Origin of the sequence: Imbroritus primus, assembly GCF_964332355.1 — a bacterium.
GTDB classification, from domain to species: Bacteria; Pseudomonadota; Gammaproteobacteria; order Burkholderiales; family Burkholderiaceae; genus Imbroritus; species Imbroritus primus.
This window is the reverse complement of record NZ_OZ201294.1, coordinates 201,709-215,206: the sequence shown is the minus strand read 5'-3', so window position 1 is coordinate 215,206 and position 13,498 is coordinate 201,709. Positions and strand designations below refer to the sequence as shown.

Genomic DNA, 13,498 nt, shown 5'->3' with positions numbered 1-13,498 from the left:
CATGAGCGCCATGCGTGCCGTGCGTGCCGTGAGCGTCCAATCTCATTTCGATTTCGTGGAGGAGCACATCATGCCCGTGCAGGAGACACGCACCACACCAGCAGACCGCCCTGGCTCCAATGCCATGCTGGCATGCGGCTGGGGCCGGCTGCTGTTCGCCCCGTCCTTCGCTTCGCCGACCGCCATTGCACAAGCGTTGCTGCAAGAGCGCGATGGGCAGCGCGATATCGCACTCTATGTCGAGGCGCCGCAACTCGTGCTGGCGGAAGCGCCGCAGAACCTGTTTCTCGATCCTTCGCTGCTGTTCCGCCGTGCGCTCGATGCCGATGCCATCGATACCACGGCCGCACCTGGCATCACCATCCGCCCGCTGACCACGCGCGCCGACATCGCCGCCATCAACCGGCTGTACGCCATGCGCCGCATGGTGCCGCTCGATCCGGCCACGGTCTGGCAGCAGCGCACGCTGCCGGCCGTGACCTATCTGCTGGCCGAAGACGAGCATACCGGCGAGGTCATCGGCTCTGTCATGGGCGTCGACCATGTGCAGGCCTTCGGCGATGCCGAGGGCGGCACCAGCCTGTGGTGCCTGGTGGTCGACCCGCAAACCGGCATCGCCGGCGTGGGCCAGTCGCTGGTGCGCCAGCTTTGCGGCATGTACCAGGCCGCGGGCCGGCGCTTTCTCGACCTCTCGGTGCTGCACGACAACCAGCATGCGATCGGCTTGTACCAGAAGCTCGGCTTTGCCCAGACACAAGGGTTCGTGATCAAGCACAAGAATGCCATCAACGAACCGCTCTACGTCGGCACCAGCGAGTGCGACGGCCTCAATCCGTATGCCGCGCTGATCGTCAACGAAGCGCGCCGGCGCGGCATCGGTGTCGACATTCTCGATCCGGATGCCGGTATCTTCGCGCTGCGCTATGGGGGCCGCGAGGTGGTGTGTCGCGAATCGCTGACGGAGCTGACCGGCGCGGTTGCCATGACGCTATGCCAGGACAAGACCCTGACGCTGCGCCGGCTGGCGGCTGCCGGCTTGCGCGTACCGGCCCAGACGGCGGCCGGCAGTGCCGAGGACAATGCCAAGTTTCTGCGCACGCATGGTGCGCTGGTGGTCAAGCCGGCCATGGGCGAACAGGGCAAGGGCATTAGTGTCGACGTGCGTTCGCCGGAAAGCCTGGCGCAGGCCATCACCATGGCGGAACGCGCGGGCGGGCCGGCACTGCTGGAAGAGTATTGCCCTGGCGATGACCTGCGTATCGTCGTGATCGGCTACAAGGTCGTGGCGGCCGCGATCCGCCGCCCGGCGGAGGTGATCGGCGATGGCCAGAGCGATCTGCGTACGCTGATCGAGCGCCATAGCGCGCGCCGCAACGCCGCGACCGGTGGCGAAGCCCATATTCCGCTCGATGCGGAAACCGAACGCTGCCTGGCGATGCAGGGCCTGGACTATGGCGCGGTCCTCGCCGAAGGCCAGCGCGCGGTGGTACGCAAGACCGCCAACCTGCACACCGGCGGCACGATCCATGACGTTACGGCGGAGCTGCATCCCGAACTGCGCGAGGCCGCCGAGCTGGCCGCGCGGACCTTGCGCATCCCGGTGGTTGGTCTCGATTTCCTCGTTACCGCACCGGACCGGCCCGACTATGTCGTGATCGAGGCCAACGAGCGCCCGGGCCTGGCGAACCATGAACCGCAGCCGACGGCACAGCGTTTCATGGACCTGCTGTTTCCCTTCACGGCATGACGCGTGCCGGGGATGGCGTGAGGACCGGCGCGATGCGCGCGCCGCCTGCGGAGAACACCATGAAAAAACTGAACATCGATACAGCCTTTCTCACCACCACATTGCTGGAACTGCTGGCGATCCCAAGCCCGGCCGGCCTCACCGACGAGATCGTCCATTACACCGCACGCAAGCTCGATGCGCTGGGTCTCAACTATGAGCTGACGCGGCGCGGCACGATCCGCGCCACCCTGCGCGCCAACCGCGACGACGGGCCGCGCGATGATGCGGCATACACCAAGGCGGGACCGGATTGCGCCATCGTCGCGCACCTCGACACGCTTGGCGCGATGGTGCGTGAGATCAAGGACACGGGCCGTCTGGCATTGAGCCCGATCGGCACGTGGTCGAGCCGCTTCGCCGAAGGCGGGCGGGTCACGCTGTTTACGGAAAACGGCCGTGTGCGTGGCTCTGTGCTGCCGCTCAAGGCGTCCGGCCACGTCTACAACGAGGAAGTCGACACCCAGCCGGTGAACTGGGACCAGCTCGAATTGCGCGTCGACGAGCGCATCGGCAATGCCGACGACGTGCGCGCGCTGGGTGTGCAGGTGGGCGATTTCGTTGCCTTCGATGCCTGTCCGGAAGTGCTGGAGAACGGTTTCATCGTCTCTCGGCATCTTGACAACAAGGCCGGCGTCGCGGCGTTGCTGGCGGCACTCAAAGCTGTGGTCGAGAGCGGCGCGGCCGTGCCGATCGACTGCCATGCCGTGTTTACCTTGACCGAAGAAGTGGGTTCGGGCGCCACCGCCGTGATCGAGGACGACGTCAGCGAGGTGATCGGCATTGACATCGGTCCCGTGGCATTCGGGCAAGGGGCGCGCGAAGAAGGCGTGACGATTCCCCTGATGGATTCGGCCGGTCCGCACGACTATCACCTGACGCGCCGGCTGCTGCGCATGTGCGCGGAGCATGCGATTCCGAGCAACCGCGATGTGTTCCGCTTCTACCATTCCGACGCCGGCGCGGCCGTCAAGGCCGGGCACGACGTGCGCACGGCCCTGGTGTGCTTTGGCGCCGATGCCTCGCATGGCTACGAGCGTACGCACCTGTCGGTGCTGGTGAACATTGCCGAGCTGCTGACGCTCTACATGCAGAGTGGCCATACGCTGCCCAAGGATCGCCATCATCGCCTGGGAACGGTGGACGATTTCTCGCATCAGCTCGAGGCCGAACAACTCACCCGCCAGGAAACGCCAATGCCGGATCCGGGCGAACTGACGCGGGGCTGATCGGTGCCCGACGGGCAACAACAACCATTGAACGATAGTACGGGGGAAGAAGCATGAATTGGTGGGGCATGGATGCAGCCAGGTGGCAGGGTATCTGGCAGGTATTCACGGAAACGCTGGTGCGGCAGGGTCTGAATCTGGTGCTGGCGGTGCTGATACTGCTGGTCGGCTGGTGGGTGGCAGGGCGCGCGCGGCGTGCCGCCGAACGGCTGTTCGAGCGCTGGGGCGTGGACGTGACCGTCCGCCCGATGATGGGCAGCATTGTGCTGTGGGTGTTCCGCATCGTCACGCTGGTCCTGGTGCTGAGCCAGTTCGGCGTGCAGACCGCCAGCATCATCGCCATTCTCGGCGCGGCAGGCCTGGCCATCGGCCTGGCCCTGCAGGGCACGCTGCAAAACATTGCCGCCGGCATCATGATCGTCATCCTGCGCCCCTTCCGCGTGGGTGACTATATCGATGCGGAGGGCACGGCTGGCACCGTGCGCGAGATCGGCCTGTTCATGACCGAACTCACCATGCTTGACGGCGTGTGCCTGCACGTACCGAACAACAAGCTGTGGGGCAGCCCCATCATCAACTACTCGGCCAATCCCACGCGCCGCCTGGACATCGAAGTGGGTGTACACCAGCACGATGACATTGGCGGCGCGATCACTGCGCTGCGGACCTTGCTGCGAGACGATCCGCGCGTGCTGGACGAGCCTGCGCCGGATGTCATGGTGATGCGCTATGCGGAAGGCGCGATCATCCTCAACGTGCGTTGCTGGATTGCCACCAGCGAGTTCTGGCCGGTGCGTTTCGAGATGAACCGGCGCATCAAGGAAGTGGTGGAGCAGGCCGGCTGCTCGATCCCGCTGCCGCTGCGCGAGCTGCGCGTGGTCGAGACCGCCCGTAACGCCGCAGCGCGTTGAACCATGACGGTTTGCGGCGACGTGATCTCAAGGCACAATACGGCTGTCGTTGCGGCGTTGTCCGCTCCGTGACCGCGCATGGCGCGGCACACATACCACGAGGAAATGCATTCATGAAGACCAAAGCAGCGATCGCCTGGAAGGCAGGCGCGCCATTGACCATCGAAGAAGTCGATCTGCAGGGCCCGCAGGCTGGTGAAGTACTGATCGAGGTCAAGGCGACCGGCATCTGCCATACCGATTACTACACACTGTCCGGCGCCGACCCCGAAGGGATCTTTCCGGCAATTCTCGGCCACGAAGGTGCAGGCGTGGTGGTGGACGTTGGCCCGGGCGTCAAGAGCCTGAAGAAGGGCGATCATGTGATTCCGCTGTACACGCCCGAGTGCCGCGAGTGCAAATTCTGTCTGTCGCGCAAAACCAACCTGTGCCAGGCCATCCGCGCCACGCAGGGCAAAGGACTGATGCCGGATGCCACCTCGCGTTTCTCGATCGATGGCAAGCCGATCTTCCACTACATGGGCACGTCGACCTTTGCGAACCACATCGTGGTGCCGGAGATCGCCGTGGCCAGGGTGCGCGAGGACGCGCCCTTCGACAAGATCTGCTACATCGGTTGCGGCGTGACCACCGGCGTGGGCGCCGTACTGTTCACGGCCAAGGTGGAGGCGGGCGCCAACGTGGTGGTGTTTGGCCTCGGCGGCATTGGCCTCAACGTGATCCAGGCCGCCAGGATGGTGGGTGCCGACAAGATCATCGGCGTAGACCTGAATCCGGGCCGCGAGGCCATGGCGCGCCAATTCGGTATGACGCACTTCATCAATCCCAACGACGTCGAGAACGTGGTCGACCACATCATCCAGCTGACCGACGGTGGCGCCGATTATTCCTTTGAATGCATCGGCAACACCAAGGTCATGCGCCAGGCGCTGGAATGCTGTCACAAGGGCTGGGGCCAGTCGATCGTGATCGGCGTGGCCGAGGCCGGCGCGGAGATCAGCACACGTCCGTTCCAGCTGGTGACGGGCCGTGAGTGGAAAGGCTCGGCCTTCGGCGGCGCGCGCGGCCGTACCGATGTGCCGAAGATCGTCGACTGGTATATGGAAGGCAAGCTGAACATCGATGACCTGATCACCCACCACTTGCCGCTGGAGCGCATCAACGAAGGTTTCGACCTGATGAAGCGCGGTGAATCAATCCGTTCCGTAGTGGTGTACTAATGACGATCCCTGCCCTTGAACTCCTGAGCCAGCACGGCTGCTTCGGCGGCGTGCAGCGTTTCTATCGCCATGACTCGCGTGAGATCGGCTTGCCCATGCGCTTCTCCGTCTACCTTCCGCCCAAAGCAGTGGCGGGCGAGAAGTGTCCGGCGGTGTTTTACCTGGCCGGCCTGACGTGCACGGAGGAGACCTTCATGATCAAGGGCGGGGCGCAGCGTGTCGCGGCGCGCGAGAACCTGATCCTGATCACGCCGGATACGAGCCCGCGCGGCGCCAACCTGCCGGGCGATGCCGAGAGCTGGGATTTTGGCGTGGGCGCGGGTTTCTATCTCGACGCGACTGAAGAGCCCTGGGATGACCATTACCGGATGTACAGCTACATCGTCAAAGAGTTGCGCACGCTGGTGATCGATACACTGCCGGTGAATGCCGCGCGCATCGGCATCATGGGACATTCCATGGGCGGGCATGGCGCGCTGGTGCTGGCGCTGCGCAATCCGCAGCTGTTCCGCTCGGTCTCGGCATTCGCGCCGATTGCCGCGCCGACGCAGTGTCCGTGGGGCAAGAAGGCGTTCAGTGGCTATCTCGGCGATGACGAGACGACCTGGCTCGACTACGACGCCACGCTGCTGATGGAAGACTGCGAGACCGCACCGTTTCCCGCGGGCATCCTGATCGATCAAGGGCTGGACGACCAGTTCCTGGCGCAGCAACTGCATCCGCACCTGTTCGAGGCGGCCTGCGTCAGCGCCGGGCAGCCACTCACGTTGCGGCGCCATGCCGGCTATGACCATGGCTACTACTTCATCTCGACCTTCGTCGAAGACCACCTGGTCACACATGCGCGGCAACTTGCGGCGCTCGACTGACACCAGCGCTGGCCGGGCTCAGGGGCGTTCACCGCCCGCCATGCGCCCGGCAATCTCCGTGACGATACGCGGCAGGTCGGCCACGGTGTCGATGACGACATGGGCCCCGGCGTTGTGCAGATGCGTTTCGGCATGAGCCTTGCGGCGGGCCACTTCGGCTGGATCGGCGCTGGCCAGTTCCGCCGGCGAGAAACCCACTTCGTTCCCTGACAGCGACAAGCCAACAGTCCACATGCCCGCATTGCGGCCTTCCAGGATGCCCGGCGCCGTGTCATCGACCTTGATGCACGCGCGTACGTCCGTCACCCCCAGCGCCAGCACATTGGCGAGCGCCATGAACGGGCCGGGCCGGCCGCCGGCTGTGAGTTCGTCGCCGGCCACGACATGGTCCGGCACGAGTCCCTGTTGCGCAGCCATTGGCAGCAGCACGTCGAGCACTTCGCGCGGGTAGCCGGAACACGAGCCGATACGTATGCCGTGCGCCCGTAGCCAGGCGAAGGTATCGACCGCGCCGGGGATCGGCTGCGAATAATCACCGACCTTGCTGATCTGCATTGGCATGAAGCGTTCGTAGATGGCATCGACGTCGTGCTGCGTCGACGGGCGGCCGAACTGCTGCTGCCATTGCGCCTGGATGCCGGGTTCCGCCAGCAGCATCTCGATATGCGGCCGCTTGGAAATGCCCATGGGACCGCGCGCCTGTTCGAGGGTGATGGCGATGCCGAAGGTGGCGAAGGCATCGACGAAGATCTGTGTCGGCGCCAGCGAGCCGAAATCGACAAGCGTGCCGGCCCAGTCGAAGATCACGGCCTGGATGGGGAGAGATTGGGGAGTTGTCATGGTTTTGGGTAGCGGTCAGGCAAACAAGCAATGACGATAGGCACGACAGGTCCGTGCAGGGTGGCGTGGCACCGGTCAGTGCCTTCGGCAAGCCATGCAGGCAGGATGATGGCGGGGCCGGACATCGCTAGCGTTGCACGAGTACAAGATCGAATGGTAACGGTGCTTGCCGTCCGTGTGTCAGCCAGGCCGTCAACAATGCATCGAGTCCGGTCAATGCGGCATAAGGTGCCGTGATCAGTGTCGTCGGGACACGGGCAAGATACTCGCCGAGGCGGCCATGTGCCTCGAAGCGGCTGCGAAAGGCCACGGGGTCGAGCAACGTGCCGAGACGTGGCACGATGCCGCCACCAATATAGATGCCGCCGCGCGCCCCGAGCGTCAGCGCTAGGTTGCCGGCGGCGGTCGCCAGCAGGTTGCAGAAGGTCGTCACCGCCTGCTGGCAGGCAAGGCAGGTTCCGTCCTGTGCCTGCTGCGTGATCTCGGCTGGCGTGGCAGGTTGCGGCAGCGTACCGTGTGCCGCGCATACCAGTTCATAGAGCAGGCGCAGGCCGGGTCCGGACAGCAGCCGTTCGAACGAGACATGCGTGTGCCGCTGCCACGCCGCGCGCAGCAGTTCGGCCTCGAAGGCGTCGGCGGGGGCGCAGGTTGCGTGTCCGCCCTCGCTGCTCAGCGCCTGCCATCCGGTCTGTGTCGGGATCAGCGCCGATACGCCGAGCCCCGTGCCCGGGCCGATGATGCCGATGGGCCCCGGCACTCCCGCAAGCTCTGGGCCGATCGGCTGCCGGTCGTCATGGGCGAGATGCGGCACCCCCAAAGCCAGTGCGGTGAAATCGTTGACGATCAGCAATGCGTCCAGATCGAGCGCCCGGCGGATTTCCTGCGCCGAAAAACTGAACGCAAGATTGGTCATGCGAACAGTGTCGCCCTGTACCGGGTTGGCGGTGGCGAGCGCCGCGACGCCCGGCATGACAGGACAGTTGCGTAGGTAGGTGCGGATGGCGGTTTCCATGGAAGGAAAATCCGCCGTGCGATAGATGCGGACATCATTCAGCTCACCCCCCGTTTCGCGCCACGCGAAGCGGATGGAGGTCCCGCCGATGTCAACCAGCAGGCGTGCAGTACGGATCACTGTTTTGTCTCCTCCTATTCTGGAGTGGTGATGTACCGGCGAGGTTGTCGATTTTGTGCAACAAAATTATACGTAGTTCCGTCTGTCGGAACGCATTCGTTCGCCAACTTGAAGGCGACCCGGCGTACAATTGCAGCGCAAGAACGTTGCGCTTTGTCAAATGACTGCCGCACCCAGGGACGCAGAGTGTTACGCGCTCCGGTTACGGCACTCGACATCCTGTCACTCACAGGAGATGGATCACCATGATGCACCAGGACCAGCTTGCCATGTTGATGTGTGAATCCCCGTTTTCGCAGCGGATGCTGCTGACGGCGTGGGAGAGCATGTCCGTGGAAAGCCGTGCGCAGGTGCTGCAGGCCTACCGCGATCAACAGGGTGAGCCGTCGCTTGCGTTGCTGTCGCGCGCGTCGAACGATACCAGCGAGTGGGTGCGGGCGTTGGCGGCGGGCGCACGCGCCTTGTCGCCGCAGAACCCCGTGGAAGCCGATCTGCTTGAGCGCCAGCAGAGCGACCCCAGTCCCCTGGTGCGCGCCAGCGTACGCCGCCCGTCCGAATGGCTGGTGGCAGCCGACCTGTTTGACATGACGCCGCTCGAGCGTCAGGCCATGGTGTGGAATGATCCGGTCGTCGACGGTGCATTGATTGCCGAGTTCATCGAGATCGCCGATGGCGCCGTGCCGGTCGATGAACTGGCAGACCTGATGCGCGAGTACGTGCTGGCCAAGGGGACGCACCGCGTGTTTACCGAGGCCGATGTCGCCGCGCGTGCACCGTTCTGCACCGCCACGGCATTTTCGGCGATCTGGCAGCTCGTGCCCCATGCCCCGCTGCGGGTCATCCTGCCGATCGTGCGTTATTTCCCCGTGTCCACCTGCGAAGGCGACAGCATCCCCACCCAGGTGCTCGACCAGATGGCGCCGGAGCATCTCATCATGCTGCTGGGGCGTGCTCCCGCCGGTCTGGCCGGCGTGCTCGATCATCTGCGCCGGCATCGCGCCCGTTTTCCCGATGCCGTGACCCGGCGTGTCGAGGCGATGACGGTGCCGCCGATCATCGCGGCCATCCAGCGCGCCTGACTTTCCTCCAGCAGTTCTCCTTTGCCGCGGACGTTTCCGCGCGTCGTGCCTTCTCGTCTTGCTTTGCCGCATCCACAGTGCCTGCGAACCTGCCTTGCAGGCGGGGACTGTGCGTCATGCAACATTAAATGACAAATCTGCGACGTTTTTGCAGACGGGCATGCGCTAGAACGAGTCATGGGCTCGCCGGCTGAGAGGCACAGGCAAGACCCCAACCCGAGGGACGCGGCATACGGTAGACGCCCATGTTCTCATGCGCCGGCAATGGCATTGCCGCCCGGGAATATGCACGGTGGCCGCAGCGCTCGTGTTCGCGCTGCGCGAGCGGGAGGGATGCAGTGGAAGTCACCATCGGTGCGACTGGCGGCATGGGATCGGGTATACGGACTCGCGCGAACCCGGCGTGCGGGTCCGCCATCCGGCATACCCTCCGCGCACGGATGGCTGGTGCCGCGACATTGGAGATCGCCCTGGTCGTCGCGGTTCTGGCCTTGCTAGGCGCGATTGCTTACCCGTCCATCATGGCGTATGAGACGCGCGCCAATCGCGCGGCTGCGCAATCTTTCATGCTGGAGGTGGCGAATGCACAGGCGCGCTACCAGACCACGCATCATCGCTACGCCACCGGCCCCCGGGCGCTGGCCGAACTGGGTTACCCCAGGGTTCCTGAGGAGGTGGCAGATCACTATGTCGTGCTCATCGAGCCGCTGCGCGGGCCGCCAGCGGGGTTCCACATCCTGGCGATGCCGCGCGGGACGCAGGCGCGGCGGGATACTGCCTGCGCGACGCTATCGCTGACCCATACCGGTGCGCGCGCCGTCAGCGGCCAAGGCTTGACATGCTGGGGCCAATGATGGGGAGGCCGGGCAGCTCCTGCGGTGTTCCTCTGCAAAGCCGGTCCGTATCGCGGCAGGACGGACACAGCGGTTGCTGCAGTTGCTGCGTGGGCGCGACTGCATGGCAGGTGTCGGGTCATGCAGTCGCTTCAAACCATCCCGGTCGCTCGCCCTGGTCAAGCCGGCCTCGGAACGGGTTGCAACTGTGGGTGACGCAAGCCGCATATTCCTTATATGTTCTGGCCCCTCGTTTTTTTGGCACCACAACAAAATTTATTCCAAGACACATTATTTGACAAAATCACAAGCCGTTCGTACATTCTGGCAAACTTATAAATACAACAAGAAGCCGGATTATCCTTAAGCGACATCCGGCATCCGCCACAGGGCGCCGCATAATGGTTTGGCATGGACCGGGGTGCGGCCGTGGTCCTTATAGGGGTCTTAGAAAATGCAGTCACGGCGCCAGCGTGTGCAGGCTGCTAGTTTCCCACGGGTACGGACACGTCTTCGGCCCGCTGGAGCCAGCGGATTCAGTCTGGTCGAGGTGATGGTCGTGGTCGTCATCCTCGGGATACTAGGTGCGATCGCCTATCCGTCTTACATCGATTATGTGGTCCGGTCCAACCGTGCTGCAGCGCAGTCGTTCATGCTCGAAGTCGCGAACGTACTCGAGCGCTACCAGCTCGATAACCGTGCCTACGCCACCGGTGCCGGCGCGATGGCGGCGTTGGGTTTCACGTCGGTGCCTTCCTCGGTCTCGAATCATTACGCTGTCACCATCGACGCCGTCGCAGGCCCGCCCGCCGGGTATGCGATCCGCGCGGTGCCAAGCGGTGAGCAGGCCACGCGCGATGCTGGCTGCGGCACGCTGTCCCTGACCAACACGGGTGCCAAGCAGGTTTCCGGCGCTCGTACCGATTGCTGGCAGTAAACCCATGCGCGCGCTCCGGTCCGCTGGCTTCACCCTGCCCGAGTTGCTCATCACGGTTACGATCCTGGGCATCCTCGCCATGGCCGCCATCCCGTCAATGACCTCGTTCATTGTCACGCAGCGTACCCGCAATGCCTCCATGGATCTCGCGTCGGCGATTGTGCTGGGACGCGCCGAGGCAATCAAGCGCAATACGACGGTGACTGTGACTGCCAATGCTGGCGCGTGGAACCGGGGCTGGACTGTCGCGGCAGGGGCCGAAACTGTCAGAACATATACGGATTACCGGGGGCTCGACGTCACCTCGGCGGAAGGCAGCAGCATGTCGATCGGCAATGACGGCCGCCTTTTGAGCGGTCCGATGTCCTTCCTGGTCCGGCCTGAGGCGACCAGCGCCACGACCGATGTCATCTGCGTACTGGTCAGCGGCACCGGCCGCGTGGCCAGTCACAAGGGAACATGCTGATGGCTACCCTGACCGCTCCGTTTGCCGCTTCCCGTCGCGCTCCGGCCTTTTTGCAGGCAGGCGCGACCCTGCTCGAGGTGCTGGTCTCGCTGGTACTCGTGCTGGTTGCACTGCTGGGCGCGGTGGGTTTGATGGCCCGCTCCAACCAGTCCGAGCTCGAGGCATACCAGCGGTTTCAGGCCATCGCCCTGAACCAGGACATGGTGTCGCGCCTGAATGCCAATCGTGACGCGGCGGCATGCTATTCCAACGGTATCGACGGCATGACGCTGGGGACCGGCGCAGCGCCCGCCACGGCTTGTGTGGGCGCGGCCAAGGCCACGTACGCGGCGACCGCCGTGGCGGATCTCAATGCCTGGCACCAGGCACTGCTCGGCAGTACGGAACAGCAAGGCACCACCAAGCTGGGCGCCATGGTAGGCGCGCGGGGTTGCATCGAGCAGATCGACGCGGTGGCGCAGGAATATCGGATCAGTGTGGTCTGGCAGGGACTGACGGCCACCGCCGCCCCCGCGGTCGCTTGCGGTCAGGGCCAGTTCGGCAACGACGCATACCGCCGCGCCGTGGTGACTGTCGTACGGATTGGGAAACTGTCATGAACCTGCAGCGCAGACCTCGCTCTCGCCGCATGCGCGGCATCTCGCTGGTCGAGCTGATGGTCGGCATCACGCTGGGGCTCTTGCTGTTGCTCGGCCTGTCGAGCCTGTACCTCTCGAATTCCTTTGCCCGCGCCGAGTTTAACAAGAGTGCGGAACAGATCGAGAACGGACGCTATGCGCTGGATGTGCTGGCGCGCGATCTTGAGCTCGCTGGGTTCATGGGCGCCCATCACCTGGCCAAGACGGCGGCTCCCAGCCTGCCGACGATCTGCGAGGGCGGTGTCACGGACTTCGGTTTTGCGCTTTCGCCTGCAGTGACGATGCCCGTTGCCGTAACGGTATACAAGCCGGGCGCCCTGGCACCACCCTGCCTGCCGGACTATGTGCCGAACACCGAGGTCGTGGCGGTGCGCCGCGTGGCGACCAATGCCGTGGCACCGGCCGCACTGCGCCGCTCGTGGTGGGAGCGGATCCCGCCCTGTTTACGCTGCGCAACAAGACTTGCGATCCTGCCGCTCCCGCGCCGATCTGGCGCTACATCGTGCGCATCTATTACCTTGCCAGCTGCGACCGCTGCACTGCGCCTGCCGATACGATCCCGACCCTCAAGGTGGCCGAGCTCGGACCGACCGGCCTGACCACTTCATCGGTAGCCCAGGGAATCCAGACCATGCATTTCGATTTCGGCATGGATCTCGATCAGGATGGCTCGCCTGATTGCTACGTAGCCGATCCGGCTATTGACAATAGCGCCGCTTGTACCGCGGTGCCCGCCTACGACTGGACGCAGCCGCCACGCAACTGGCAGACCGTGGCGACCGTGCGGACCAGCGTGCTGTCACGCACGACAGCACCCTCGGCAGGCTGGAAAGATACGCGTACCTATGCGCTGGGCGGTGGCATGACGCTGGGGCCCTTCGATGATCAATACAAACGCAGGGTGTACGCCCAGGCAATGCGCCTGTGGAATGCCCCGGGAGTGGTGAACTGATGCCTTCTCGCTCCAGCAACCCGTCGCTGCGCCTTCTGGTCCGCCGCTCCCGCGAGCGTGGCATGACGCTTGTCATGACCATGATCTTCATCGCCATCTTCCTGTTGATGGTGATCTCGCTGATCGCCGGCAGCCTCACAAGCACGCGTGTCGCGGGAAACCAGCAACTGACGCTGGAGGCCCGCACCATGGCACAGCAGGAAATCGAGCGCGTGGTCAGCACGGATTTCACGGTGGCGCCAGCGAGCGCCGCAGTCGCCAAGGCCGTGGATGTGAACGGTGACGGTAAAACGGACTACACCGTTAACGTGGCGCAGCCCACCTGTATCAGTTCCACGCCGGTCTACAGCTCGAACAAGACGATCGATTACTCCAATCCGCAGAGTCTCGAGGAAATGTCCCAGGTGGCACTCGGCAGCAATGCGCAGACCACGGGCATTTTCACGACGCCTACAGGCAATCCCAACGTGGCCCTGCGTTATGCCAACAACTGGGATGTGCGGGCGACGGTAACTGGCGGAGCGAATGTGGAACTGCACCAGGGCATTGCGGTCGAGGTACCGCTGGGCACGGCCTGTCCATCCTGATGGGAACGGCGGCGATCAA

Annotated in this window: 13 protein-coding genes and 1 pseudogene; 12 read left to right on the top strand and 2 right to left on the bottom strand. The window is 64.3% G+C overall.

The window, feature by feature from the left end:
* Position 1 precedes the first annotated feature (1 nt).
* From ngg to fghA, 5 genes are all read left to right on the top strand, one after another.
* A complete protein-coding gene (gene ngg / locus ACQ3C8_RS15960; RefSeq protein ID WP_428853132.1) occupies positions 2 to 1,747 on the top strand; it encodes an N-acetylglutaminylglutamine synthetase in 1,746 nt (581 codons plus the stop codon).
* Positions 1,748 to 1,806: 59 nt separating this feature from the next.
* Positions 1,807 to 3,015, top strand: coding sequence for an osmoprotectant NAGGN system M42 family peptidase (locus ACQ3C8_RS15955; protein ID WP_428853131.1), 1,209 nt, complete (start codon positions 1,807 to 1,809; stop codon positions 3,013 to 3,015).
* A gap of 68 nt (positions 3,016 to 3,083) precedes the next feature.
* On the top strand, positions 3,084 to 3,926 hold the full coding sequence (locus ACQ3C8_RS15950; RefSeq protein ID WP_428849629.1) for a mechanosensitive ion channel family protein: 843 nt from the start codon (positions 3,084 to 3,086) through the stop codon (positions 3,924 to 3,926).
* A 113-nt stretch (positions 3,927 to 4,039) separates the two neighbouring features.
* The gene (locus ACQ3C8_RS15945; protein WP_428853130.1) at positions 4,040 to 5,146 is read left to right on the top strand and encodes an S-(hydroxymethyl)glutathione dehydrogenase/class III alcohol dehydrogenase; all 1,107 of its coding nucleotides are present in this window, start codon (positions 4,040 to 4,042) and stop codon (positions 5,144 to 5,146) included.
* Positions 5,146 to 6,015, top strand: a complete 870-nt coding sequence (fghA, locus tag ACQ3C8_RS15940; protein ID WP_428853129.1) for an S-formylglutathione hydrolase — start codon at positions 5,146 to 5,148, stop codon at positions 6,013 to 6,015. The genes ACQ3C8_RS15945 and fghA overlap by 1 nt, the downstream gene beginning before the upstream one ends.
* 18 nt (positions 6,016 to 6,033) lie before the next feature.
* On the opposite strand, the gene phnX is transcribed toward fghA, so the two are convergent.
* Both phnX and glk read right to left on the bottom strand, forming a co-directional pair.
* Complete coding sequence (gene phnX, locus ACQ3C8_RS15935; RefSeq protein ID WP_428853128.1) at positions 6,034 to 6,855, bottom strand: phosphonoacetaldehyde hydrolase; 822 nt, start codon at positions 6,853 to 6,855, stop codon at positions 6,034 to 6,036.
* Positions 6,856 to 6,982: 127 nt separating this feature from the next.
* Positions 6,983 to 7,987, bottom strand: a complete 1,005-nt coding sequence (glk, locus tag ACQ3C8_RS15930) for a glucokinase (protein ID WP_428853127.1) — start codon at positions 7,985 to 7,987, stop codon at positions 6,983 to 6,985.
* A 245-nt stretch (positions 7,988 to 8,232) separates the two neighbouring features.
* On the opposite strand from glk, the gene ACQ3C8_RS15925 reads away from it, so the two are divergent.
* The 7 genes and pseudogenes from ACQ3C8_RS15925 (at position 8,233) to ACQ3C8_RS15895 (ending at position 13,479) form a co-directional block, all read left to right on the top strand.
* The gene (locus ACQ3C8_RS15925; protein ID WP_009523493.1) at positions 8,233 to 9,066 is read left to right on the top strand and encodes a hypothetical protein; all 834 of its coding nucleotides are present in this window, start codon (positions 8,233 to 8,235) and stop codon (positions 9,064 to 9,066) included.
* Between the two features lie 458 nt (positions 9,067 to 9,524).
* A complete protein-coding gene (locus ACQ3C8_RS15920) occupies positions 9,525 to 9,920 on the top strand; it encodes a type IV pilin protein (RefSeq protein ID WP_428853126.1) in 396 nt (131 codons plus the stop codon).
* A 433-nt stretch (positions 9,921 to 10,353) separates the two neighbouring features.
* The gene (locus ACQ3C8_RS15915) at positions 10,354 to 10,836 is read left to right on the top strand and encodes a type IV pilin protein (RefSeq protein WP_083840446.1); all 483 of its coding nucleotides are present in this window, start codon (positions 10,354 to 10,356) and stop codon (positions 10,834 to 10,836) included.
* A 4-nt stretch (positions 10,837 to 10,840) separates the two neighbouring features.
* On the top strand, positions 10,841 to 11,302 hold the full coding sequence (locus ACQ3C8_RS15910) for a GspH/FimT family pseudopilin (RefSeq protein ID WP_428853125.1): 462 nt from the start codon (positions 10,841 to 10,843) through the stop codon (positions 11,300 to 11,302).
* Positions 11,302 to 11,901, top strand: coding sequence for a type IV pilus modification protein PilV (gene pilV, locus ACQ3C8_RS15905; RefSeq protein ID WP_428853124.1), 600 nt, complete (start codon positions 11,302 to 11,304; stop codon positions 11,899 to 11,901). Before ACQ3C8_RS15910 ends, pilV begins: the two co-directional genes overlap by 1 nt.
* Positions 11,898 to 12,892, top strand: a pseudogene (locus ACQ3C8_RS15900) (PilW family protein). The gene pilV and the pseudogene ACQ3C8_RS15900 overlap by 4 nt, the downstream one beginning before the upstream one ends.
* The gene (locus tag ACQ3C8_RS15895) at positions 12,892 to 13,479 is read left to right on the top strand and encodes a pilus assembly PilX N-terminal domain-containing protein (RefSeq protein WP_428853123.1); all 588 of its coding nucleotides are present in this window, start codon (positions 12,892 to 12,894) and stop codon (positions 13,477 to 13,479) included. Before ACQ3C8_RS15900 ends, ACQ3C8_RS15895 begins: the two are co-directional and overlap by 1 nt.
* Positions 13,480 to 13,498: the final 19 nt, after the last annotated feature.

Excerpts from the sequence above, each read along its gene's own strand:
- ngg (WP_428853132.1), top strand. The coding sequence starts at position 2 with ATGAGCGCCATGCGTGCCGTGCGTGCCGTGAGCGTCCAATCTCATTTC.
- ACQ3C8_RS15955 (WP_428853131.1), top strand. The coding sequence starts at position 1,807 with ATGAAAAAACTGAACATCGATACAGCCTTTCTCACCACCACATTGCTG.
- ACQ3C8_RS15950 (WP_428849629.1), top strand. The coding sequence starts at position 3,084 with ATGGATGCAGCCAGGTGGCAGGGTATCTGGCAGGTATTCACGGAAACG.
- ACQ3C8_RS15945 (WP_428853130.1), top strand. The coding sequence starts at position 4,040 with ATGAAGACCAAAGCAGCGATCGCCTGGAAGGCAGGCGCGCCATTGACC.
- fghA (WP_428853129.1), top strand. The coding sequence starts at position 5,146 with ATGACGATCCCTGCCCTTGAACTCCTGAGCCAGCACGGCTGCTTCGGC.
- phnX (WP_428853128.1), bottom strand. The coding sequence starts at position 6,855 with ATGACAACTCCCCAATCTCTCCCCATCCAGGCCGTGATCTTCGACTGG.
- ACQ3C8_RS15925 (WP_009523493.1), top strand. The coding sequence starts at position 8,233 with ATGATGCACCAGGACCAGCTTGCCATGTTGATGTGTGAATCCCCGTTT.
- ACQ3C8_RS15915 (WP_083840446.1), top strand. The coding sequence starts at position 10,354 with ATGCAGTCACGGCGCCAGCGTGTGCAGGCTGCTAGTTTCCCACGGGTA.
- ACQ3C8_RS15910 (WP_428853125.1), top strand. The coding sequence starts at position 10,841 with ATGCGCGCGCTCCGGTCCGCTGGCTTCACCCTGCCCGAGTTGCTCATC.
- pilV (WP_428853124.1), top strand. The coding sequence starts at position 11,302 with ATGGCTACCCTGACCGCTCCGTTTGCCGCTTCCCGTCGCGCTCCGGCC.
- ACQ3C8_RS15895 (WP_428853123.1), top strand. The coding sequence starts at position 12,892 with ATGCCTTCTCGCTCCAGCAACCCGTCGCTGCGCCTTCTGGTCCGCCGC.